Origin of the sequence: Dokdonella soli, from assembly GCF_039523175.1 — a bacterium.
In the GTDB taxonomy this organism is placed as follows: domain Bacteria; phylum Pseudomonadota; class Gammaproteobacteria; order Xanthomonadales; family Rhodanobacteraceae; genus Dokdonella_A; species Dokdonella_A soli.
Map to the genome: position 1 here is coordinate 253,867 of NZ_BAAAEU010000024.1, position 22,699 is coordinate 276,565.

A 22,699-nucleotide genomic window follows, 5' to 3' on the forward strand; every position below is an offset into this window, starting at 1 on the left:
GTGCGGCTTCGCGCGTGCAGCTCACATGAGCATTTCCGGACGCCCCTGCCATGCCCCAGAACACCTCTCATTCCCTGCGCGAACTCGAGCATCATCACGCCTTCCTCGAGCGCCATATCGGCCCCAACGACGCAGAGATCGCGCAGATGCTGCGCACGATCGGCCAAAGTTCGCTGGAGTCGATGACCGACGCGATCGTGCCGGGCAACATCAAATCCGCCGCGCCGCTGGCGTTGCCGGCAGCGATCACGGAAGTCGAGGCGCTCGCCAAGATCCGCACCGTCGCCGACAAGAACCAGGTGTTCAAGAGCTTCATCGGCCAGGGCTATTACGGCACGCTCACGCCGAACGTCATCCTGCGCAACATCCTCGAGAACCCGGCCTGGTACACGGCCTACACGCCGTACCAGGCGGAGATCTCGCAGGGCCGCATGGAGGCGCTGATCAACTTCCAGACGATGGTCGCCGACCTCAGCGGCATGGAGATCGCCAACGCCTCGCTGCTGGACGAAGGCACCGCCGCGGCCGAAGCGATGACACTGGCCAAACGCTCGGCGAAATCGAAGTCGAATGTGTTCTTCGTCTCCAACGCCGTGCATCCGCAGACGCTGGAAGTGATCAAGACCCGCGCCGAGGCGATGGGCATCGCGCTGCATGTCGGCAACGATGCAGAAAGTATCGGCACGGACAGCTTCGGCGTGCTGCTGCAGTACCCGAACACCTTCGGCCAGATCCATGACTACAAGGCGCTGGCCGATGCCGCACACGCGAGCGGCGCGCTGGTCGCGGTGGCTACCGATCTGCTCGCGCTGACCCTGATCGCCGCACCCGGCGAATGGGGCGCCGACATCGTGGTCGGCAACAGCCAGCGCTTCGGCGTACCGTTCGGTTTCGGCGGCCCGCACGCTGCGTTCATGGCCTGTCGAGACGCCTACAAGCGCTCGATGCCAGGCCGCCTGATCGGCGTCTCGGTCGATGCCGAAGGCAAGCCGGCCTACCGCCTCACCCTGCAGACTCGCGAGCAGCACATCCGCCGCGAGAAGGCGACTTCCAACATCTGCACCGCGCAAGTGCTGCTGGCGGTGATGGCGAGCATGTACGCGGTCTACCACGGCCCTGAAGGCCTCACCCGCATCGCTCGCCGCACGCATCGCCTCGCCGCGATCCTCGCCGCGGCGCTGCGCGAGGCCGGTGTCACCGTCGGACCGGATTTCTTCGACACCCTGCACGTGGTGAACATCGACGCGGCCGCGATCCACGCCAAGGCCGACGCTGCACGCATGAACCTGCGCCGCATCGACGGCAAGAGCCTCGGCATCAGTCTCGACGAGACCACCACGCGTGCCGACGTGATCGCGCTGGCCACGCTGTTCGGCGCCCGGATCACCGACATCGACGCGCTCGATGCCGCGACCGCCGACGCGCTGCCGGCCGCGCTCGAGCGCAAGAGCCGGTTCCTGCAGCATCCGGTGTTCAACACGCATCACAGCGAGCACGAACTGCTGCGCTACATGCGCGCCCTGGCCGACAAGGACCTGGCGATGGATCGCACGATGATCCCGCTCGGCAGCTGCACGATGAAGCTCAACGCGACGGCCGAGATGATCCCCGTGACCTGGCCGGAGTTCGGCAACATCCATCCGCTGGCGCCGAACACGCAGACCCAGGGCTACAAGGAACTGATCAACGGCCTCGAGGCGATGCTGGTCGAGTGCACCGGCTACGACGCGGTCAGCCTGCAACCGAATTCCGGTGCGCAGGGCGAATACGCCGGCCTGCTGGCGATCCGCGCGTATCACCGCTCGCGCAATGAGGGCCATCGCGACATCTGCCTGATCCCCGAATCCGCGCATGGCACCAACCCGGCCTCCGCGCAGATGTGCGGCATGAGCGTGGTGGTGACCAAATGCGACGCGAACGGCAACGTCGATGTCGAAGACATCCGCCGCGCCGCCGAGAAATACTCCGACCGCCTCGCCGCGCTGATGATCACCTACCCGTCCACGCACGGCGTGTTCGAGGAAGACGTGGTCGCGATCTGCGAGATCGTGCATGCACACGGCGGTCAGGTGTACACCGACGGCGCCAACATGAACGCGCTGGTCGGCGTCGCCAAGCCCGGCAAGTGGGGTTCGGATGTGTCGCACCTGAACCTGCACAAGACGTTCTGCATCCCGCACGGCGGCGGCGGCCCCGGCGTCGGCCCGTGCGCGGTGAAGTCGCACCTCGCGCCGTTCCTGCCACGCACGTTCGGTGGCGAAGGCACGGTCGGCATGGTCAGCGCGGCCAGCTTCGGCAGCGCCAGCATCCTGCCGATCTCGTGGATGTACATCACGCTGATGGGCCAGCAGGGCCTGCGCAAGGCGACCCAAGTCGCGCTGCTCAACGCGAACTACATCGCCAAGCGCCTTGCCCCGCATTACGAGACGCTCTACACCGGCCGCAACGGCCTCGTCGCGCACGAATGCATCCTCGACCTGCGTCCGCTTAAGGACGCGACCGGCATCGGCGCCGAGGACGTCGCCAAGCGTCTGATCGACTTCGGCTTCCATGCCCCGACCTTGAGCTTCCCGGTCGCCGGAACGCTGATGGTCGAGCCGACCGAGAGCGAATCGCAGCACGAACTGGACCGCTTCATCGACGCGATGATCCAGATCCGCGACGAGATCCGCGCGATCGAGGACGGCAAGCTCGACCGCGAGGACAATCCGCTCAAGCACGCCCCGCACACCGCCACCATGGTCAGCGCGAGCGAGTGGACGCACGCCTATCCGCGCGAACTCGCCGCGTTTCCGCTGCCGAGCCTCAAACTGCAGAAATACTGGTCGCCGGTCGCGCGCGTGGACAACATCTACGGCGACAAGAACGTGTTCTGCAGCTGCGTGCCGGTGGAAGCGTTCAAGGGCGAGATCGAGGCGTTCAGCGAACCGAACGTGGCGTAACGGCTCGAGCACCGGTCAGAACCGAAGGCCCCGCGAATGCGGGGCCTTTTTCATTGTCCGACGCGACAGCGCTTCACTGTCGCGCGCCGCTCGGATTCCGTGCGACTCATCCTGCGTGCGCGCCGATCCAATTCGCCAGCGCATCGAGCACGTCTTCCATGACCTGCGCATCCGTGCGTCCCGAACGCGCAGGCACATGGAAGGAATGATCCGCGTCCGCAAACAGCTGCAGCGTCGCGCGCGTACCGAGGCGCTTGATCACCGACTGCAGCAATTCGAGATCCGCCAGCTCGTCGCGCGTGCCCTGCAGGAACAGCATCGGCAGATCGACATCGGACAGATGCGCGGCGCGTTCGTCCGAAGGCTTACCGGCCGGGTGCAGCGGAAAACCGAGGAATACCAGCCCGCGCACGCCCGGTATCGGTGCTGTCGCCTGCGCCTGCGACGTCATGCGACCACCGAAGGATTTGCCGCCGGCGAATAGCGGCACGCCGGGAAGCAGCTGCGCTGCGTCCGCGACGGCCGCGCGCACGGTCGCGTGCGCGAGCTTCGGCGTGTCCGGTCGCTTCGAACCGCGCTCCATGTACGGAAACTGGTAGCGCAGGGTCGCGATGCCGCGTGCCGCGAGGCCCTCCGCAACGCTGGCCATGAACGGATGCGCCATGCCGGCGCCGGCGCCATGCGCGAGTACGTAGCAGGCACGCGCGTCTGGCAGCGCCTGCAGCAAGCCGGAGACGTGCTGCTCGGCATCGATTGCGATCGTTGTGGATTTCGGTTTCGACATGGCGACGCTGCCTACTCTGACGCTAGCCGCAACAAGGTCTGCGCATACCCAGGCGCGGTCGGCTCATACATGAAGTACACATGCACGTCCGTCCATGACGTCACCGCAAACCGCTTCGCCCATTGCGCGAGATCAGCGTCCGAATACTCTTCCAGTCGCAGCCGCACATAACCCCAGGGCGCAGTCTCGACCAGCGGTGGTGGCGCATTGTCCTCGCGCTCGGACAGGCAAAGCGCCGCGCCGGATGCCTTCAGCATCGCGTACACCTCGTCGTCGAACCAGCTGTCACTGCGGAATTCGAACGCGGCGCGATGATCGGCGGGCAGCAGGCGAAGGAACTCGCCGAGCCGCGACAAATCCTTCTTCAGGAAAGGCGGGAGCTGAAACAGCACCGGTCCGCGCTTGTCGCCGAGCGACTCCAGCGTACGGTACAGGTAGGCCACCGAATCCGCCGCCGCATCCGCCTTCAGGCGCGCCTCGTGGGTGATGCGCCGCGGAGCCTTGATCGCAAAACGGAAACGCTCCGGCGTGGCGGCGGCCCAGGTTTCCAGTACCGGTGCCTTCGGCATCTGATAGAAGGTATTGTTGATCTCGACTGTAGGCAGCCGCTCGGCATACCAGGCGAGCATGCCGTCCGGCTTCATCTTTTCGGGGTAGAAGGATCCCTTCCACTCCTTGAAGGAATAGCCGCTCGCACCTGCCCACAGTCGCGCTGTCATGATCCGGCCTGCCTGAGGTGAATACGTCGACATGGCGAAACTCGGCGAATATTCGGCCAAGCGCCGCTTCGAAGCTACCCCCGAACCGGCACCGAGCGTCCCGGAGACCGGCGCCGGCCCGCTGCTCTTCGTCGTACAGCAACATTCGGCGCGGCAACTGCACTACGACTTCCGCCTCGAATGCGACGGCGTGCTGAAGTCCTGGGCGGTGCCCAAAGGTCCTTCACTCAATCCGGACGACAAGCGCCTCGCGGTGTTCGTCGAGGACCATCCGTACGACTACGCTTCGTTCGAAGGCGTGATTCCGCCCGGCCAATACGGTGCCGGTGAAGTGATCGTGTGGGACTGCGGCGTCTACAGCCCGGACGAGGGCGGCACTGCGTTCCACGATCGCGCCGAGGCCGAACGCCGCGTGCGCGAGGGCATCGCGGCCGGCAAGCTCAGCATCCAGCTGCGTGGCGAAAAACTGAAAGGCTCGTTCGCACTGGTGCGCACGAAGGACGCGAAGGCCTGGCTGCTGATCAAGCACAAGGACCGTTTCGCGAGCACGGCCGATGTCACTGCGCAGAACCGTTCGGTGCTGTCGGGTGTCGCGGTGAAGGATCTCAAGGTTGTTCCCGTACACCGGATGCCGGCAACGCAGCTCGTTCCCGCCGGCAAGTCCGCATCGATGCCGGCCTCGTTCGAGCCGATGCAGGCCGAGGTCGCCGATGCACCGTTCAGTCATGCGGACTGGATGTGGGAGCCGAAGCTCGACGGCTATCGCGTGCTCGTCTTCATCGACGAGCATGGCGTCAGGATGCGTTCGCGGCGCGGCCTCGAGCTCGCCGGCATTTTTCCGCGACTCGCGGCGGAACTACGCCAGCAGGCCGTGCACGGCGTGATCCTGGATGGTGAGATCGTCGCGTTCGACGCGAGCGGAAAGCCGTCCTTCAGCACGCTGCAGAATCGCTTTCAACTGAAGACCGAGCGTGAGATCACGGCCGCCGACAAAGCGACGCCCACGCTCTTCTTTGCGTTCGACCTGCTGTACTTCGAAGGCGTCGACCTGCGCAAGGCGCCGTATCGCGATCGCCGACGCTATCTCGCGCAATGCCTGCTGCCATCACCGTTGATCCAGCGCGTGCATGCGGCCGAAGACGGCGTAGCCCTGCACACGGCGGCACTTGCGAGCGGCTTCGAAGGCGTGGTCGGCAAGCGCAAGGACAGCAAGTACGAAGCCGGGAAGCGCTCACCGTCATGGCTGAAGATCAAGCCGACGCACAGCGCCGACTTCGTCATCGGCGGCTACACCAAGGGCAAAGGCGCACGCGCGCCGCTCGGCGCATTGCTGGTCGGCTATTGGGACGACCCTCACCCCACCACTCGCTCCGCGAGTAGTCCCCCCCTCTCCCGCGAGGCGGGAGAGGGACGTCGGTCGGCGGCCTCAAGCCGCCGAGTCTACGATGATGGCAAGTTGCGCTATGCCTCGCATGTGGGTTCCGGCTTCGACGATCGCACGCTGGCGCAAGTGAAGGCACGTCTGGAGCCGCTGCATTCACGCAGTTGCCCGTTTGCCGAGAAACCGGAGGTCAACGGGCCCGTGACATGGGTCAAGCCGGAACTGGTCGCCGAGGTGAACTTCCAGCGCTGGACCGAAGACGGCTCCCTGCGCGCACCGATTTTCCTGCGGCTGCGCGATGATATCGATCCGAAGACGGTGCAGCGCGTCGAACCAACCAGGACTTCAAGCTCGTCATCCCGGCGAAAGCCGGGATCCAGCGACATTGAAGAAAAGACACTGGATCCCGGCTTTCGCCGGGATGACGAGCGAAAGGAAAAGAACAGAACCAATTCCGAATCGCGCGAGATCGACGGCGTCCTCATGCAACTCGAAAGCACGAAGAACAGCTTCGATCTCGTCATCTACGCGCAACGCATCCGCCTTACCCACCTCGATCGCGTCTACTGGCCCGCCAACGAAGCATTGCAGCAACCGGCGCTGACCAAGCGAGACCTGCTGCGCTATCTCGCGCAGGTCTCGCCGTTGATGCTGCCGCATCTGGCCGATCGACCGCTCACGATGATCCGCATGCCCGATGGCATCGCCGGGCAGCGCTTCTTCCAGAAGCACTGGACGCAGGAGCGCCCTGCCTTCGTCGAAACCGTCACCGTGTTCTCCGACCACAAGGACGAACAGCACGATTACCTGCTCTGCAACAACCTGCCGACGCTCTTGTGGCTGGCGCAGTCGGGCACGCTCGAATTCCACGTCTGGCACTCGCGCGCAAAGCTCGGACCCGACGCGAAGTCGAAGTCGACCGACTATTCGAGTTCGCTCGAGGCGCTGGAAGCGTCGGTCCTGAACTATCCTGACTACGTCGTTTTCGATATCGATCCGTACATCTATTCCGGCAAGGAAGCCGAGGGCGCCGAGCCGGAACTCAACACGGTCGCGTTCGAGAAGGGCAAGGAGATCGCATTCGCGTTGCGCGAGCTGCTGCAGAGCATGTCGCTCGAAGCGATCGTGAAGACCTCGGGCAAGACCGGCCTGCACGTGTTCGTGCCGATCAGGCGCACGCTGGATTTCGACGCGACCCGGCACGTCTCGGAACTGGTCAGCCGCCACCTGATGCGCCTGCATCCGAAGGACATCACGATGGAGTGGAGCGTGCCCAAACGCACCGGCAAGATCTTCATGGACCACAACATGAACGTGCGCGGGAAGACGCTGAACGTCGCCTATTCCCCGCGTGGCGAGCCTGGCGCGCCGGTGTCGATGCCACTGACCTGGGACGAGCTTGCCGGGGCGCATCCACTCGACTTTCGCATCACGAATGTGATAAAGCAGCTCCCCCGCACGGGCGATCGCTGGATCGACGCCCTGAAACGCAAGCAGGATCTGGAGCGAGCCCTGAAAGGCCACAAGGCCTGAACATAACGTCGGAGTCCGTCATGGCTGCACGTTCGATTGCGTCGTTGACCGTTTCGTTCGGCCTCGTGGCCATTCCGGTGAAGCTCTATTCGGCCACCGAGGCGAGCCACACGATTTCCTTCAACCTGCTGCACAAGGGCTGCGGCTCGCGCGTGAAGCAGCAGTACTTCTGCGCACGCGAGAACATCCCGATTTCGCGCGAGGACATGGTCAAGGGCTACGAATTCGCCAAGGACCAGTACGTGATGTTCACGCCGGAGGAGCTGAAGGCGATGGAGGAAGCCGGCACCCACAGCGCCGACATCGTCGAGTTCGTGCCGATCTCCGCGATCGATCCGGTGTACTTCGACAAGGCCTACTACATCGCACCCGACAAGGGTGGCGCGAAACCGTATGCGTTGTTCGCCAAGGCGCTGCGCGTCTCCAAGCGCTGCGCGATCGGCCACTGGGCCACACGCGGCAAGCAGTACATCGTGATGATCCGGCCGGTCGAGGATGGCCTGGTCATGCAGCAGTTGCTCTACGCGAACGAAGTACGCCCGATCAGCGATATCGACATCCCGACGATGGACGTCAAGGATGCCGAACTCAAGCTCGCGCAGCAGCTGATCGATCAGCAAAGCTCCAGCACGTTCGATCCCGGCGCGTACAAGGACGAGGTGACCGCGCGCATCGAAGCAGCGGTGCAGAAGAAGGTCGAAGGCGAGCAGATCACGTTGGCCGAAGCGCCGGAGGGCGGCGCGCAGATCATCGACCTGATGGAGGCGCTGCGCGCGAGCCTGGAGAAGAAAGGCGCCGCGAAAGCACCGGCAAGCAAGGCCGCGACCGAAGCCAAACCCGCGCGCAAGCCCGCCAAGCAGGCGGCGCCGATGGAGGAAGCCGAGCCGGCCAAGCGCAAAGGCGCGAGGCGCGCGAAGTAGGCGTTCGATGCATTCCTATGGCGTGCGTGACGTCGAAAAGCTGCTCCGCCTGCCACGCAGCACGATCCGCTCGCTGATCGCGGCGGGCTTCGTCACGCCGGCACGCGGTCCGCGCAACGCGTGGTTGTTCTCGTTCCAGGACCTGATCGTGCTGCGCACCGCGCAGGCGCTGGCCGCGGCAAACATTCCGCACCGTCGCATCGTGCGATCACTGAAGGACCTGCGCGGCCGCCTGCCCGAAACGATGCCGCTTTCCGGCCTCAGCATCGGCGCCATCGCGGACCACGTGGTCGTGCGCGAGGGCGGCAACCGCTGGCAGGCCGAATCCGGACAATACGTGCTCGCGTTCGAAGGCGACCCCGCCGCGGGTTCGCTGCGCGTGATCGAACCACCGGCCGCAGCGGCCGTCGAACAAGACAACTGGCACGCCCACGGCATCGCGTTGGAACGCTCCGACGCCGAAGCGGCGCTACGCGCCTACGAACGCGCGATTGCCGCCGACCCCTCGCGCACCGACGCGCGCATCAACCTCGGCCGACTGCTGCACGAGCAAGGCCGCCTCGAAGCCGCCGCGCAGACCTATCGCGCTGCGATCGAAGCCGGCGGCCGCGATCCCCTGCTCTTCTACAACCTCGGCGTCCTGCTCGACGACATGGACCGCAAGCCCGAGGCAATGCAGGCCTACGAAGCCGCGCTGCACGAAGACCCGCAACTGGCTGACGCCCACTACAACCTCGCCTTGCTGTGCGAGGAACTCGAACGACCGCGTGAGGCGATACGGCATATGGCGCAGTACCGGAAGTTGATCGGCACGCGGGACGGATAGCACGAGCCGCAACCCGTGACGACCCCTGCACCTGGAAGTGCGAACTGCATCGCGACTTCCGCCGCCCCGCCTGAACCCCATCCCGTGCCGGCCATCACAGTCGCCGGCACGATTGTTCGTCAGATTGGCGGCATGCCGCAGACGGGGGTGCGGCGAAACGAACCCGTGCGTGAGGAACGATCGATGGCGGCCAAGTTCGAGTCCCGGGATTGGATGGCGGCACTGAACCAGCTCAAGAGCGAGGCAGGCGCGTCAGCGGAGACGCCGCGCTCCACGAGCGAATCGGACAAGCGCGAGCAGTTCAAGGTGAAGGTGATCGAGGCGCGCGTGAAGCTGAAGCTGATGCGCGATCGCACCGACGCACTGAAAGAGGCGCTGGAGCGCTACCGCGCGCGTCGCGAGTCGATACGTGCCTGAGATCCGGCGGGGCCGGCGCGCAAGGCGCCGCGCCACCGTTCAGGAGCGACGAAAGTCGCGATCTCTTCTTCTCCGCCATCCGGCCGACAGCGGCAAGCATCGCGGCGTGCGCCGCTCTCCAATCGTTCGAAAACTCAGGCGAACGGGTCGCGCAGCACGATGTTCGCGTCGCGGTCGGGACCGGTGCTGACGATCGCGAGCGGACAGCCGGCGAGCTCCTCAAGCGCGCGCAGGTACGCGCGCGCGGCGGGTGGGAGCTTGTCCCACTCGGTAATGCCGTGCGTGCTCTCTTCCCAGCCCGGGAACTCGAGATACACCGGCGTGCATTCGTCCCAGCCGGCCGCGTCGAGCGGAGCGTATTCGGTGCGCTTGCCGCGATATTCGTAGGCGATGCAGATCTTCAGCTTGTCCATCCCGTCGAGGATATCGAGCTTGGTGATACACAGGCCGCTGATGCCATTGATCGCGACCGCACGCTTCAGCGCGACGATATCCATCCAGCCGCAACGGCGCGGGCGACCGGTGGAGGCGCCGTATTCCTGGCCGCGGTCGCGGATGCCCTGCCCGATCTCGTCGTTGAGTTCGGTCGGGAACGGACCGCCACCGACACGCGTCGCATAGGCCTTGGCGATGCCGAGCACATAGTCGATGTAATCCGCACCGACGCCACTGCCGGCGAGTGCGCCGCCGATCGTGGTGTTCGACGAGGTGACGTAGGGATAGGTGCCGTGGTCTATGTCGAGCAGCGCGCCCTGCGCGCCCTCGAACAACACGCGCTGCCCCTGCTTGCGCAACTCGTGCAGGATGCCGGCGACATCGGACTTCATCGGTTCGACGTACTCGCCGAAGGCCAGCGCCTCGTCCAGCGTCTGCTGGAAATCGATCGCATCGGCACCGAGGTATTTCGTCAGCACGAAGTTGTGGTAGTCGAGCGCGGTGCGCAGGAGTTCGGCGAGCTGCTGCGGGTAATGCAGGTCCGCGACGCGGATGCCGCGGCGCGCGACCTTGTCCTCGTAGGCCGGACCGATGCCGCGACCGGTGGTGCCGATCGCCTTGCCGCCGGCAGCCTTCTCGCGCGCCTGATCGAGCGCAATGTGGTACTGCATGATCAGCGGCGTCGCCGGGCTGATCTTCAGGCGCGAACGAACCTCGACGCCATTGCCTTCGAGCTCGGCGATCTCCTTCTGCAACGCAGCCGGCGACAGCACCACGCCGTTGCCGATCAGGCACAGCGCGTCGTCACGCAGGATGCCGGACGGAATCAGGTGCAGCACGGTCTTCTTGCCCTTGATCACCAGCGTATGGCCGGCGTTGTGGCCACCCTGGAAACGAACGACCGCACCGATGTTCTGCGTCAGCAGGTCGACGATCTTGCCCTTGCCTTCGTCGCCCCACTGTGCGCCGAGAATAACTACCGACTTGCCCATAAAGTTCTCGCTACGTTGCCAAGCCCCGCTGTGGGGCGACGTCGGTGACTAGCCTCGCGATCCTCGCTCGGCAAGTCACCCGGCCTCCGGCATCCTGCCTCCGGCGCTCGCCGGAGCGGAATGCCATTACTCGCGCCATCCCTGCGCTCGCCCTGCCGGGCCGGCTCCGCCGTTCGCGTGCGCTCCCGGCGCACGCAGTCACGGCATTCCGCTAAAGCCCGGCCCGCCCCCACTGTGCGCCGAGAATAACTACCGACTTGCCCATGATGTTCTCGCTTTGATTGCACGTACGCGGGACGAAGACGCTGGGTCCCGGCCTCCGCCGGGACGACGAGCCCTTTCCAATTCCCGATTCCCTATTCCCGGCTTCTCATCAATGCACGATCTTCAGCATGACCAAGCCGACTACGATCATGCCGCCGCCGATCATGCGCAACGTGCGCCGATCGACCTGTTGCATCTGCTCGGCCATGCGTTTCCACAGGCGCGGCGAAGCAAACAAGAACAATCCCTCCAGCACCAGCACGAGGCACAGCGCCGCCGCGAGTTCGCTTTTCACCTGATTACTTGCTGTCCTGCAGGTAACGCAGGAACTCGGATTTCGGATCGAGCACGAGCATGCCGTTCGGCGTCGCGAACGCTTCGCGGTACGCCTCGAGGCTGCGGTAGAACGCGAAGAAATCCGGATTCTTTCCGTAGGCAGCGGCGTAGGTCTGAGACGCGGTTGCATCGCCCTCGCCGCGTATCTTCTCCGCGTCGCGATAGGCTTCCGCGTTGATGACCTGGACCTGGCGGTCGGCATCGGCCTTGATCGTCTTGGACGCTTCCGCGCCTTCCGCGCGCAATTGGCTGGCAACCTTCTTGCGCTCGGAACGCATGCGCTCGTAGACCGAGCCGATCACGGTGCCGTCCTCGGGCAGGTCGATGCGCTTGATGCGCAGGTCGATGACCTCGATGCCGAGGCTCTGCGTGGCGCGGTTCGCCTCCGACACCAGGTGCTGGGTCACGTCCGCGCGGCCGCCGGAAACCAGTTCCTGCAGGGTGCGCGAATTGACTGCGGTGCGCAGGCCTTCCTTCACGATCGGGCCGACGCGCTGCTGCGCGCGGTTCTCGTCGCCGGCAACCGTCACGTAAAACTTGCTCGGATCGGCGATGCGCCACTTCACGAAGAAGTCGATGTTGACGTCCTTCTTCTCCGAGGTGAGGTAGCGTTCGGGTGCGGAATCCAGCGTCAGCACGCGCTTGTCGAAGCGCTGCGCCTGCTGGATCAGCGGCAGCTTGAAGTGCAGGCCCGGCGTGAAGCCGGTCTGCACGATGCGCCCGAACTGCAGCAGGATCGCCGTCTGTCCCTCGTTGACGACGAACGCGGAATTGGACGCGATCAGCACCGCGACGAGCGCGATGACCAGCGAGACGAAGCGCATCAGCGGCCTCCCTTGTTCGGTTCGGGCGCGACCACGGTTGTCGTGCCGGTCACGCCGGGCGCGAGCCCCGGCGCCTGTGGCAGCGACAGGATGTTCTTGCCGGACGAGAAATCGATGATCTTCGGCGTGTGTCCGACCACCTGCTGCAGGGTTTCCAGATACAGACGCTTGCGCGTGACTTCCGGCGCGGCCTTGTACTGGGTCTCGACCAGGTTGAAGCGCTGCGCGTCGCCCTCGGCGCGTGCGATGCGCTCGCTCTTGTAGCCGGCGGCTTCGGCGCGTGTGCTGGCCGCGTCACCGCGCGCCTCCGGCACGACCTGGCTCGCGTAGGCCTTCGCTTCTTCCTCGATCTTTTGCTTGTCCTGCAACGCACGGTTCGCGTCGTCGAACGCGTCCTTCACTTCCTGCGGCGGGCGCACGTTCTGGAAATTGAGCTCGGTCAGCGCGATGCCGGTCTTGTACTGGTCGAGCGTGGATTGCAGCAGCTTCTTCGCCTCGGCCATCAGCTCGGTGCGCTGGCCGGACAGGATCGTGTCCATGTCGCTGCCGCCGACAACGGTGCGTACCGCGCTCTCTGCGGCCTGGCCAAGCGTCGCGTCCGGATCACGCACGCCGAACACGAACTGCTGCGGGTCGGTGACCTGGTACTGCACGTTGAAGTCGACCAGCACGATGTTCTCGTCCTTGGTCAGCATGCGCACCTGATCATTGGTCTGGCGCACACCACCGACGTCGACCCGAATCATCGATTCGATCGGGCGCGGAAACTTGAGGTTGATGCCGGGCGTCAGCAGCCGGCTGAACTGGCCGAAGCGCAGCACCACGCCTGCCTCGTTGGCCGGCATGCGAACCACGCTGTCGAAAGCGAGCCACGCGATCAGGATGCCGACCACCGCGACGCCGATACCGCCGCCGCCACCGCCGAACAGGCGATTGAGGAAATCCCGCACGCGCCTCGCGATAGCGTCGAAATCCGGCGACGGGCCATTGCCGCCACCGTTGTCGCGCCACGGATCACGCTGCTTCCCGCTGCCGGGTTCATTCCATGCCATTACTCGTTACCTCGCTGCCGGCAACCGTCGCACAACGCTTCAGGTACCCATTGAAAAGTGCGGCCATGGATGGCCGCTTTTGGACTCGCTGTCAGCAGCGACCGCACAAGTACTGAAGATGCACCCCTGAAGGAGCGATCAGGGACGATCGCACAAGTCACGCCGGGGTTGCCGAAGGATTGTAGGTAGGGTCACCGGTCGCGGCAAGCAAGCGCGTCCGCAGCCAGGCACCGTCGCCATCCGGCAGGCCGAACAACGGCTCGACCAGCGCGCGTGGCGCGTCGATGCGGATGCGCCAGCCGCTTTCGTCGGCGGATTCCTCAGCGACCAGCCCCTGCGCATGCAGGCGCGCGCGCAGACGACCCGCGGCCGCCGGCAGCAGCAGCTCGGTGCGCACACGCTGCGAACCGAGGCGCTCACCGATCGCACGCAGCAGGCCGTCGATGCCGGTGCCATCCATCGCGGAAACCCAGGCCCGCGGCAGCTCGCCGCCGTCGATGTAATCCACCCGTGGTGCTTTTAGTTGAGAAGTGCGGCCATGGATGGCCGCTGTTTGATCTTCGCCAGCAGGGATGCTGGCACCCAGCAAATCGATCTTGTTGTAGACCAGCACCTGCGGCAGGTCGGCGGCGCCGATCTCGGCGAGCACGGCCTCGACATCGGCAATGCGCTGGTCGCGCTCTGGGTCGGAAGCATCGACGACATGCAGCAGCAGGTCCGCGTCGCGCGCCTCGGCCAGGGTCGAACGGAACGCCGCGACGAGGTCGTGCGGCAGATCACGGATGAAGCCGACCGTGTCGGCCAGCACGATCGGCCCGCAATCGAGGCCGTCGAGACGGCGCAGGGTCGGATCGAGCGTCGCGAACAACTGGTCGGCGGCATAGACGGTCGCGCCGGTCAGCGTGTTGAACAGGGTCGACTTGCCGGCGTTCGTGTAACCGACCAGCGCAACCACCGGCAGCGCATTGCGCTGGCGCGAGCGACGCGCCGTGGCGCGCTGCGTCTCGACCTTCTCCATGCGCTTCTGCAGTTGCTTGACGCGCTCGCCGAGCAGGCGGCGGTCGAGTTCGAGCTGGGTTTCGCCGGGGCCGCGCAGGCCTATCGCGCCACCGCGCTGGCGTTCCAGGTGGGTCCAGCCGCGCACCAGGCGCGTCGACATGTGTTTCAGCTGCGCGAGCTCGACCTGCAACTTGCCTTCGTGCGAACGCGCACGTTGCGCGAAGATATCGAGGATCAGGCCGGTACGGTCGACGACACGGCACTCGGTGAGCTTCTCGAGGTTGCGCTCCTGGACCGGGCTGAGCGCGTGGTTGACCAGGATCAGGTCGGCGTCCAGCGCCTGCCGGTGTGCCTTCAGCTCCTCGGCCTTGCCGGTACCGACGAAATAACGCGGGTTCGGGCGCTCGACGCGCGCACTCAGGCTGCCGACGACGCTGGCGCCGGCCGAGCGCGCGAGTTCACCGAACTCATCGAGCGCGAGCGGATCGTGTCGACCCGGCGCCTGCGGCTGCAACAGCAGTGCGCGCTCGCCTTTTCTTGATCGTTCAAACAGCGGAAGTCACCTTGGTTGGAGACGCATCGAACGCATTGAATGAGTCCTGTTGCGACTTATTCAAGCATACGCCTGCATACCCGATCAGGCACCGCCTTCGTCCGCCTCGCCTGCTGGCGCGCCGTTCGGCGCATGCGCGCCCTCGGGGCCGCCGACGCGCACGTTGCGCGATGGCACCACGGTCGAGATCGCGTGCTTGTAAACCATCTGGCTGACCGTGTTGCGCAGCAACACGACGAACTGGTCGAACGATTCCACGGTGCCCTGCAACTTGATGCCGTTGACCAGATAGATCGACACCGGCACACGCTCGCGCCGCAACGCGTTCAGAAACGGATCCTGCAACGACTGCCCCTTGGACATGGTCTTGTTCTCCCGACGAAATTCCCGAACCGGCAAAAAACCGCACGCCGCGCCAATCGAAACTCTGCGCACCGCCCCCGATTCAATCAATATTCAGCTTCTTGGGCATCTTAACGAGTTGTCCCCGCGAAGAGAATGGTCCGGCGCGTTCAGGAGCCCTCATCAGGCAGAAATTGCGATACCGCACCGACGACATCTTCCTCCAATTTGTTGCGATCTGCATCGAACCAGCGCGCATCAAGCTCGCTTCGGAGCCATGTGATCTGACGCTTGGCGAGTTGGCGCGTCGCAAAAATTGATTGTTCACGAAAGGTCGCCGCGTCGACACGGCCGTTCAGGTACGGCCACGCCTGCCGATAGCCGACTGCGCGCATCGCCGGCAGGTCGGCGTGCAGGTCTTTCCGAAGGTGCAGGCGGCGCACCTCGTCGAGGAAACCGCCAGCGAGCATCGCATCGAAGCGCTCGGCGATTCGCGCATGCAGGGGGCCGCGGTCAGCCGGCACCAGTGCGAGCTTGAGCACGCGCCAGGGCAGGCGTTCAGCGGGACCCTGCTGCTGCTCGGACAACGGCCGGCCGCTCAGCGCGATGACTTCGAGCGCGCGCTGGATGCGCTGCGCGTCGCCGGGCCGGATCCGCGCGGCGGCGTGCGGATCGAGTTCCGCCAACCGCGCGTGCAGGGCGGGCCAGCCGATCCGCGCGGCTTCGTCGGCCAGCTCCGCGCGCAGCGCCTGATCAGCATCGGGCAGCGCCGACAGGCCGTGTTCGAGCGCACGGAAGTACAGGCTGGTGCCGCCGACCAGCAGCGGCACCTCGCCCGCCTGCGTGATCTCGCGCATGGCGGCGAGCGCGTCGGCGCGGAACTCGGCAGCGGAATAGGGTTGCGATGGATCGCGGATGTCGATCAACCGATGCGGATAGCGCGCCAAGGTTGCCGCGTCGGGTTTCGCGGTGCCGACGTCCATCCCGCGATAGACCAGCGCCGAGTCGACGCTGACCAGGCGCAGCGGAAAGCGATCGGCCAGCGCGCAGGCGAGCGCGGTCTTGCCGGACGCGGTCGGCCCCATCAGGAAGATCGCGTTCGGGCGCTGGTCGATGGACTCCATGCCGGCATTCTACGGTCCGGCATCGCGCGATCATCGGCGATGCAATCGCGCGCTCTATAATCGCGCCCTCGCAAACCCCGTCCCTCAGGAAGATTCCGATGTCGCAAGCGATGATGAAGGCCCTGGTCAAGCGCGAAGCCGCGCGCGGCATCTGGATGGAGGAAGTGCCCGTTCCCGAGATCGGCCCGAACGACGTGCTGGTCAAGCTCGAAAAGACCGCGATCTGCGGCACCGACCTGCACATCTACAAGTGGGACGACTGGTCGCAGCGCACGATCAAGCCGGGCCTGGTGATCGGCCACGAGTTCGTCGGCCGCATCGTCGACATCGGCGCCGGCGTGCGCGGCTACCAGCTCGGCCAGCGCGTGTCCGCCGAAGGTCACGTGGTCTGCGGCGTGTGCCGCAACTGCCGCGCCGGCAAGCAGCACCTGTGTCCGAACACGGTCGGCATCGGCGTGAACCGCAACGGCGCGTTCGCCGAATTCGTCGCGGTGCCGGCCTCCAACCTGTGGCCGATTCCGGACCAGATCCCGAGCGAACTCGCCGCGTTCTTCGATCCGTACGGTAACGCGGCGCACTGCGCGCTCGAGTTCGACCTGATCGGCGAGGACGTGCTGATCACCGGCGCCGGTCCGATCGGCATCATCGCGGCCGGCATCGCCAAGCATGTCGGCGCGCGCAATGTCGTCGTCACCGACGTCAACGACTACCGCCTGAAGCTCGCCGCCGACATGGGCGCGACGCGCGTGGTCAACGTCTCCAAGCAATCGGTGAAGGACGTCGTCAAGGACCTGCACATGGAGGGTTTCGACGTCGGCCTCGAGATGTCCGGCAACCCGCGCGCGTTCAACGACATGCTCGACTGCATGTACCACGGCGGCAAGGTCGCCTTGCTCGGGATCCTTCCGAACGGAGCCGGCATCGACTGGGACAAGGTCATCTTCAAGGGCCTGACCCTGCACGGCATCTACGGCCGGCGCATGTACGAGACCTGGTACAAGATGACGCAGATGGTGTTGACCGGTTTCCCGCTACAGAAGGTGCTGACCCACCAGATCCACATCGACGATTTCCAAAAGGGCTTCGACCTGATGGATTCGGGCAACTGCGGCAAGGTCGTCTGTTCGTGGAATTGAATCCCGAGGGACAGCAGCAGAAGAAGAGCGCAGCCGCTGCGCCGCGACGCGCGCTGTTCCACCGCGAGACGATCAGCCTGGCCGAGATCGCGGTCCAGGTGTTTTCCGTGGTGCTCGGCATCCTGCTCGCGTTCGGCATCGGCAACTGGAGTGCCAGCCGCGAAACCGCCAGCAAGATCGCCGAGGCGCAAACGGCCATCCGTGCCGAGATTCAGGCAAACCGCGTCAGGCTGCAGCAGACGGTCATCTATCAGGGCGGCCTCGCCAAGGCCGTAACGGATGCCATAAACAGCTCCGCTCCACCCAAGCGCTGTACTGAAGTAGCAAGCTGGCGCGGCATGCAGACGGCCTTGTTGCTGCACAGCTCCTACGACAACGCGATCGCGGCCGGCGTATTCACGAGCATGCCGCTTGCGGACGGACAAACCATCGCTGCGATCTATGCGTGGCAACAACGCTATATCACGTATTCCGACAAATCCCTGGACTGGATGGTGATGAAGTTCATGGAGGACGAACTCGCGGGATGCGCAGGCGTGCTCGAGGATCTGTCCGCAGCGGGGCAGAATCTGGTGGCGAACTACGACGCCTACCTCTCGTCATCGTCGGCTGCGCCCGCCGATTCGAAATCCCGCGCGAGTCCGTAACGCCCGACATGCCCGCCCACCGCATCCACGACCTGCTCGAATCCGCGCTGGCGGAGCTGACTCCGGCGCCGCTGCTGGTCGCGTTCAGCGGCGGCCTCGACTCGAGCGTGCTGCTGCACGCGCTGGCGGCATCGCCCGCCGCGCGCGCGCGCGGACTGCGCGCCGTGCATGTCGACCACGGCCTGCATGGCGACAGCACGAACTGGTCTCGGCATTGCCAGACCTTCGCCGACTCGATGGGCGTCGAACTGATCGTGCGTACGGTCGATGTCACGCGCAACCCGGGCCTCGGGCTCGAGGCCAGCGCGCGCCGCGCGCGCTACGGGGAGATAGAGGCGCTGCTCGCACCCGGCGAGATCGTCGCGCTCGCGCATCACCGCGATGACCAGGCCGAGACCGTATTGCTGAAGTTGCTGCGCGGCGCCGGTCCGGAAGGCATTGGCGCAATGCGTCCGCTGCGCAGGATCGGCCGCGGTTTCGCGTGGCGCCCCCTTCTCGGCCTGCCACGCGCGGCACTGCGCGACTACGCCGAGCAGTTTCAGCTGACCTGGATCCAGGACCCGAGCAACGCCGATCCGACCATCGACCGCAACTTCCTGCGCCTGCAGGTGATCCCGCGCATCGTCCAGCGCTGGCCCGAAGCAGAGACGAGCATCGCGCAGAGTGCTGCCTGGGCGCGCGCCGCTGCGGAATTCATCGACGAGGAGGCCGAACGCGCGCTTGCGCGCACGCAGGGGCTCGACCCCTCGACCCTGCGATTCCGTGAATGGCTGGCGTTGCCGCAGGCGCTGCGCGACCCGGTGCTGCGGCGCTGGCTGCGTGCGCTCGACCTGCCCGAACCCACCTACTACCAGGCGGCCGAACTGGTGCGCCAGCTCGGCGAAGCCGGCGAGGACCGCCAGCCCTGCGTGCGTTGGCCTGGCGCGGAAGTGCGCCGTTATCGCGACCTGCTGCACGCGCTACCGCCGCTGCAGCTGCCGCCATTCGACTGGGCGGCGGAGTTCGACGGCGCCGACCTCGCCTTGCCGATGGATCTCGGCACGCTGCGCCTCGCCGGTGAGGCAGGTTCGCCGCGTCTCGCCCGACGGCTGCAGGTGCGCTTCCGCCGCGGCGGTGAAAGCCTGCGCCTGGCGACCGGCGAGCACACGCGTGAACTGCGCGACCTGTTCCAGGAGGCCGGCATTCCGCCGTGGCAGCGTGGTCGCCTGCCGCTGGTGTTCGAACGCGATGGCGCGCTGCTTGCGGTCGCGGACCTGTGGCTCAGCCAAACCGGCGCACGGCTGCTTGAACCGCTCGGCGCACGCCTGCAATGGATCGCGCGTGACATGTCACCTTCCGCAACCGGCGGCGCGCGTCCGCGCATTGATCTTGGCGACGCGCTGAGCTAGCGTTCGCGCCCATGCCGAACGCCGCTGCTGAAACACCCCAGGTCGCCGATTTCGAGAAGTCGCTCGACGAACTCGAACAGCTCGTCGTGCGCATGGAACAGGGCGAGCTCAGCCTCGACGACTCGCTGCAGTCGTTCGAGCGCGGCATCGCGCTGTACCGCACCTGCCAGGGCGCACTCGACCAAGCCAAGCTGCGGGTCAGCCAGCTGCTCGATCCGGCTGCGCCGGAATCCGCGCGCCCGTTCGATCCCGACGTTCCGTAGCTTTTGCGATCCACAACTTGTGCGATCGTCCGCGATCGCTGCGTCGGATACGCAGATAACCACCCGAACACTGCAGATTCCGCTGAACTCCAGAAGCGGCCATCCGTCGCCGCACTTACGGGAATTTTGCGATCATCCATGATCGCTGCGCCAAGCCACGCGCGAATTGGCATAGGGTGCGTGCGATTTGCAAATCCAAAGCGGCCATCCATGGCCGCACTTCTCAACTACAACAACAGCGCTGATATTCCACGTGAGCGACCTGACACCCGAACTTCTGGCGCTGTCCGTGCGTGCCGACGCCGCGCTTGCGCGCGTGCTTCCCGACGAACACCAGCCGCCGGTCGAGTTGCATCGCGCGATGCGCTATGCGGTGCTCGGCGGCGGCAAGCGCCTGCGTCCGTTGCTCGTGTACGCGACCGGCAGCGCATTCGGCGCGACGCCTGAAAAGCTCGATGCCGTGGCCGCGGCGGTCGAAATCATCCACGCGTATTCGCTGGTCCATGACGACCTGCCGGCGATGGACGACGACTCCCTGAGGCGCGGCCGCCCGACCTGCCACATCGTGTTCGGCGAGGCGATGGCGATCCTCGCCGGCGACGCGCTGCAGGCGCTCGCATTCGAGGTCCTGGCGAACGACGCGACGCTCGACGTCGATGCGGCGACGCGCCTGGACATGCTGCGCACGCTGGCCACCGCCTGCGGCTCGCAGGGCATGGCCGGCGGCCAGGCCTTCGACCTCGCCGCCGTCGGCCACAAACTGGATGCGGCCGAACTCGAGCGCATGCACGTGCACAAAACCGGCGCACTGATCCGTGCCTCGGTGCGACTCGGTGCGCTCGCCGCAGGCTGCACCGACACGGCGACGCTCGCCGCATTGGAAACCTATGGTCATTCGATCGGCCTGGCGTTCCAGATCCGCGATGACCTGCTCGACATCGAAGCCGAAACCTCACAGCTCGGCAAGACCGCGGGCAAGGATGCGGCGGCGAACAAGCCGACCTATCCGGCGATCCTCGGCGTCGACGCCTCGCGCGCCGAACTGGCCGCGCTGACCACGGCGGCTCTGAATGCCGTCGAGCCCCTCGGCGCTGCTGCCGCACCGTTGCGCGAACTGGCACACTTCGTCGCCGAACGCGCGAACTGAAGGAGACCGCGACATGCAAGTGAGCCCGCCGCGCAGACGCTTCCTGACCGCGCTCGGCGCGCTCGCTGCCGCACCACTGCTGGCGAGCCGCGTGGTGCGCGCTGCGGCGACGACGACGCTCGCAGGCTCGGCCAACTGGAAGGGATTCCACGACGCGATCGTGATCGACGCACTCGGCGGCCCGGACGGTTCGGTCGACGGCCCCGCCGGGGTGCTGCCGCAGGCTGCGCTCGACGATATCCGCGCGTCGGGAATCACCGCGGTGAACCTGACCGTCAGCGGCGTCGGCAGCTATGCGCGCAACTATGACGAAACGATCGCCAACATCGCCTGGTGGAACGACCAGGTGGCGCGTTTTCCGCAGCAACTGCTGGTCGTACGCGGTGGCGCCGATATCGACGAAGCCAAACGCAGCGCACGCCTTGGCCTGATCTACGGATTCCAGGACGCGACCCCGCTCGGCGAGGACCTCGACCGCGTCGAGCTGTTCCACCGGCTCGGCGTGCGCGTGTTCCAGCTGACCTACAACCGGCGCAATCTCGTCGGCGACGGCTGCCTGGAACCCGGCAACGCGGGCCTCAGCACGTTTGGGCGGTCCCTGATCGAGCGATTGAACGCACGTCACGCGTTGATCGATCTTTCCCACGCCGGCGAGCGCACCACGCTCGAGGCGATCGATGCCTCGAAAGTTCCGATCGCAATCTCGCACACCGGCTGCGCGGCGCTCGCCGCGAACCCGCGCAACAAGACCGACAACGAACTCAAGCGTCTCGCCGACAAGGGCGGCGTCGCCGGCATCTACCTGATGCCGTTCCTGCGCAGCCGCGGCCAGCCGATGGCCGAGGATCTGATCCGGCATCTGGAACATGCGGTGGACGTCTGCGGTGAGGACCATGTCGGCATCGGCAGCGACGGCGTGATCTCGGCGACCGACGCGACGCCGGAGTTCAAGCGCAAGTTCGCCGCGGAAATCACCAAGCGCCGTTCACTCGGCATTTCCGCGCCCGGTGAGCAGCCTGACGCCTACACGTTCCTGCCCGATCTGAACGCGCCGGACCGCTTCGGACGGGTTGCGACGCTGCTGGCGCGCCGCGGCTATTCCGATGCGCGCATCGAGAAACTCATCGGCGGCAACTTCAACCGACTGTTCCGCGAAACCTGGGGAGCCACGACATGAACCGGATATCGACCCGCACGATCATGTTCACCGCTGCGCTGTTGGCGTCCGCGGGCGGTTCGCCCCCGGCTCACGCCGCGGAACCGACCGCACCCGCCAAGATGACGGCATCGGAGCCGGTTTTTCATCCGTTGCCGGACGCGCAGGGCGCCATGCAGCTGCCCTTCTCGGAATCCGTGCGCGCCGGCGACATGCTGTATCTGTCGGGCCAGATCGGCACCGACGCGACCGGCAAGCTCGTAACGGGCGGAATCCGCGCCGAGACGAAACAGCTGATGGACAACATCGGCGCCGCGCTCACCCGCGGCAGCTCGTCATTCGATCGTGTCGTGCAATGCACGGTCGCGCTCGTCGACATCAAGGACTGGCCGGCCTTCAACGAGGTCTACCGCACGTATTTCCCGAAGCACTTCCCGGCTCGCATGGCCTACGCTACGACCGCGCTCGCGCTCGGCGCGCATGCGGAAGTGCAGTGCAACGCAGTCGTCTCGCGCTGAG

General features: G+C 65.8%; 21 protein-coding genes. 12 read left to right on the forward strand and 9 right to left on the reverse strand.

Annotation, left to right across the window (positions count from 1 at the left end; all coding sequences use genetic code 11):
• Positions 1–50 precede the first annotated feature (50 nt).
• Entirely contained in the window at positions 51–2,942 is a 2,892-nt protein-coding gene (gene gcvP / locus ABD002_RS15135; RefSeq protein WP_343792538.1) for an aminomethyl-transferring glycine dehydrogenase, read from the forward strand.
• Between the two features lie 106 nt (positions 2,943–3,048).
• On the opposite strand, the gene ABD002_RS15140 is transcribed toward gcvP, so the two are convergent.
• Positions 3,049–3,726 (reverse strand): alpha/beta hydrolase family protein, encoded by a 678-nt coding sequence (locus ABD002_RS15140; RefSeq protein ID WP_343792540.1) that lies wholly within the window; start codon positions 3,724–3,726, stop codon positions 3,049–3,051.
• A gap of 11 nt (positions 3,727–3,737) precedes the next feature.
• Positions 3,738–4,445 carry a DUF72 domain-containing protein gene (locus tag ABD002_RS15145; protein WP_343792542.1) on the reverse strand — a complete coding sequence of 236 codons (708 nt, stop codon included), beginning with the start codon at positions 4,443–4,445 and terminating at the stop codon, positions 3,738–3,740.
• Positions 4,446–4,476: 31 nt separating this feature from the next.
• Here ABD002_RS15145 and ligD point away from each other — a divergent pair, with 31 nt between their 5' ends.
• From ligD to ABD002_RS15165, 4 genes are all read left to right on the forward strand, one after another.
• The gene (gene ligD, locus ABD002_RS15150; protein ID WP_343792544.1) at positions 4,477–7,359 is read left to right on the forward strand and encodes a non-homologous end-joining DNA ligase; all 2,883 of its coding nucleotides are present in this window, start codon (positions 4,477–4,479) and stop codon (positions 7,357–7,359) included.
• A 20-nt stretch (positions 7,360–7,379) separates the two neighbouring features.
• A complete protein-coding gene (gene ku / locus ABD002_RS15155; RefSeq protein WP_343792546.1) occupies positions 7,380–8,279 on the forward strand; it encodes a non-homologous end joining protein Ku in 900 nt (299 codons plus the stop codon).
• A 7-nt stretch (positions 8,280–8,286) separates the two neighbouring features.
• Positions 8,287–9,105, forward strand: a complete 819-nt coding sequence (locus tag ABD002_RS15160) for a tetratricopeptide repeat protein (protein WP_343792548.1) — start codon at positions 8,287–8,289, stop codon at positions 9,103–9,105.
• A 183-nt stretch (positions 9,106–9,288) separates the two neighbouring features.
• Positions 9,289–9,522: a hypothetical protein gene (locus tag ABD002_RS15165; RefSeq protein WP_343792551.1), complete on the forward strand. Its 234-nt coding sequence runs from the start codon at positions 9,289–9,291 to the stop codon at positions 9,520–9,522.
• Positions 9,523–9,656: 134 nt separating this feature from the next.
• On the opposite strand, the gene ABD002_RS15170 is transcribed toward ABD002_RS15165, so the two are convergent.
• The 7 genes from ABD002_RS15170 to miaA form a co-directional block, all read right to left on the reverse strand.
• Positions 9,657–10,949: an adenylosuccinate synthase gene (locus ABD002_RS15170; protein ID WP_343792553.1), complete on the reverse strand. Its 1,293-nt coding sequence runs from the start codon at positions 10,947–10,949 to the stop codon at positions 9,657–9,659.
• A gap of 373 nt (positions 10,950–11,322) precedes the next feature.
• On the reverse strand, positions 11,323–11,508 hold the full coding sequence (locus ABD002_RS15175) for a DUF2065 domain-containing protein (RefSeq protein WP_343792555.1): 186 nt from the start codon (positions 11,506–11,508) through the stop codon (positions 11,323–11,325).
• Positions 11,509–11,512: 4 nt separating this feature from the next.
• A complete protein-coding gene (gene hflC, locus ABD002_RS15180; protein WP_343792557.1) occupies positions 11,513–12,373 on the reverse strand; it encodes a protease modulator HflC in 861 nt (286 codons plus the stop codon).
• Positions 12,373–13,425 carry an FtsH protease activity modulator HflK gene (gene hflK / locus ABD002_RS15185; RefSeq protein WP_343792559.1) on the reverse strand — a complete coding sequence of 351 codons (1,053 nt, stop codon included), beginning with the start codon at positions 13,423–13,425 and terminating at the stop codon, positions 12,373–12,375. The genes hflC and hflK overlap by 1 nt, the downstream gene beginning before the upstream one ends.
• 157 nt (positions 13,426–13,582) lie before the next feature.
• The gene (gene hflX / locus ABD002_RS15190; RefSeq protein WP_343793294.1) at positions 13,583–14,977 is read right to left on the reverse strand and encodes a ribosome rescue GTPase HflX; all 1,395 of its coding nucleotides are present in this window, start codon (positions 14,975–14,977) and stop codon (positions 13,583–13,585) included.
• Between the two features lie 84 nt (positions 14,978–15,061).
• Positions 15,062–15,340 carry an RNA chaperone Hfq gene (hfq, locus tag ABD002_RS15195; RefSeq protein ID WP_343792561.1) on the reverse strand — a complete coding sequence of 93 codons (279 nt, stop codon included), beginning with the start codon at positions 15,338–15,340 and terminating at the stop codon, positions 15,062–15,064.
• Positions 15,341–15,489: 149 nt separating this feature from the next.
• Positions 15,490–16,443: a tRNA (adenosine(37)-N6)-dimethylallyltransferase MiaA gene (miaA, locus tag ABD002_RS15200; protein ID WP_343792563.1), complete on the reverse strand. Its 954-nt coding sequence runs from the start codon at positions 16,441–16,443 to the stop codon at positions 15,490–15,492.
• A gap of 98 nt (positions 16,444–16,541) precedes the next feature.
• Here miaA and tdh point away from each other — a divergent pair, with 98 nt between their 5' ends.
• From tdh to ABD002_RS15235, 7 genes are all read left to right on the forward strand, one after another.
• The gene (gene tdh / locus ABD002_RS15205) at positions 16,542–17,579 is read left to right on the forward strand and encodes an L-threonine 3-dehydrogenase (RefSeq protein WP_343792565.1); all 1,038 of its coding nucleotides are present in this window, start codon (positions 16,542–16,544) and stop codon (positions 17,577–17,579) included.
• Entirely contained in the window at positions 17,570–18,226 is a 657-nt protein-coding gene (locus ABD002_RS15210) for a hypothetical protein (protein WP_343792567.1), read from the forward strand. The genes tdh and ABD002_RS15210 overlap by 10 nt, the downstream gene beginning before the upstream one ends.
• 8 nt (positions 18,227–18,234) lie before the next feature.
• Positions 18,235–19,614 (forward strand): tRNA lysidine(34) synthetase TilS, encoded by a 1,380-nt coding sequence (gene tilS, locus ABD002_RS15215; RefSeq protein ID WP_343792569.1) that lies wholly within the window; start codon positions 18,235–18,237, stop codon positions 19,612–19,614.
• 11 nt (positions 19,615–19,625) lie between these two features.
• Positions 19,626–19,877: an exodeoxyribonuclease VII small subunit gene (locus tag ABD002_RS15220; RefSeq protein WP_343792571.1), complete on the forward strand. Its 252-nt coding sequence runs from the start codon at positions 19,626–19,628 to the stop codon at positions 19,875–19,877.
• 262 nt (positions 19,878–20,139) lie between these two features.
• Entirely contained in the window at positions 20,140–21,024 is an 885-nt protein-coding gene (ispA, locus tag ABD002_RS15225; RefSeq protein WP_379988615.1) for a (2E,6E)-farnesyl diphosphate synthase, read from the forward strand.
• A 13-nt stretch (positions 21,025–21,037) separates the two neighbouring features.
• A complete protein-coding gene (locus ABD002_RS15230) occupies positions 21,038–22,201 on the forward strand; it encodes a dipeptidase (protein ID WP_343792573.1) in 1,164 nt (387 codons plus the stop codon).
• Entirely contained in the window at positions 22,198–22,698 is a 501-nt protein-coding gene (locus ABD002_RS15235) for a Rid family hydrolase (RefSeq protein ID WP_343792576.1), read from the forward strand. The genes ABD002_RS15230 and ABD002_RS15235 overlap by 4 nt, the downstream gene beginning before the upstream one ends.
• Position 22,699 lies beyond the last annotated feature (1 nt).

Coding starts and splice junctions, on each gene's coding strand:
- gcvP (WP_343792538.1), top strand. CDS start 51: ATGCCCCAGAACACCTCTCATTCCCTGCGCGAACTCGAGCATCATCAC.
- ABD002_RS15140 (WP_343792540.1), bottom strand. CDS start 3,726: ATGTCGAAACCGAAATCCACAACGATCGCAATCGATGCCGAGCAGCAC.
- ABD002_RS15145 (WP_343792542.1), bottom strand. CDS start 4,445: ATGACAGCGCGACTGTGGGCAGGTGCGAGCGGCTATTCCTTCAAGGAG.
- ligD (WP_343792544.1), top strand. CDS start 4,477: ATGGCGAAACTCGGCGAATATTCGGCCAAGCGCCGCTTCGAAGCTACC.
- ku (WP_343792546.1), top strand. CDS start 7,380: ATGGCTGCACGTTCGATTGCGTCGTTGACCGTTTCGTTCGGCCTCGTG.
- ABD002_RS15160 (WP_343792548.1), top strand. CDS start 8,287: ATGCATTCCTATGGCGTGCGTGACGTCGAAAAGCTGCTCCGCCTGCCA.
- ABD002_RS15165 (WP_343792551.1), top strand. CDS start 9,289: ATGGCGGCCAAGTTCGAGTCCCGGGATTGGATGGCGGCACTGAACCAG.
- ABD002_RS15170 (WP_343792553.1), bottom strand. CDS start 10,949: ATGGGCAAGTCGGTAGTTATTCTCGGCGCACAGTGGGGCGACGAAGGC.
- hflC (WP_343792557.1), bottom strand. CDS start 12,373: ATGCGCTTCGTCTCGCTGGTCATCGCGCTCGTCGCGGTGCTGATCGCG.
- hflK (WP_343792559.1), bottom strand. CDS start 13,425: ATGGCATGGAATGAACCCGGCAGCGGGAAGCAGCGTGATCCGTGGCGC.
- hfq (WP_343792561.1), bottom strand. CDS start 15,340: ATGTCCAAGGGGCAGTCGTTGCAGGATCCGTTTCTGAACGCGTTGCGG.
- miaA (WP_343792563.1), bottom strand. CDS start 16,443: ATGGAGTCCATCGACCAGCGCCCGAACGCGATCTTCCTGATGGGGCCG.
- tdh (WP_343792565.1), top strand. CDS start 16,542: ATGTCGCAAGCGATGATGAAGGCCCTGGTCAAGCGCGAAGCCGCGCGC.
- tilS (WP_343792569.1), top strand. CDS start 18,235: ATGCCCGCCCACCGCATCCACGACCTGCTCGAATCCGCGCTGGCGGAG.
- ABD002_RS15220 (WP_343792571.1), top strand. CDS start 19,626: ATGCCGAACGCCGCTGCTGAAACACCCCAGGTCGCCGATTTCGAGAAG.
- ABD002_RS15230 (WP_343792573.1), top strand. CDS start 21,038: ATGCAAGTGAGCCCGCCGCGCAGACGCTTCCTGACCGCGCTCGGCGCG.
- ABD002_RS15235 (WP_343792576.1), top strand. CDS start 22,198: ATGAACCGGATATCGACCCGCACGATCATGTTCACCGCTGCGCTGTTG.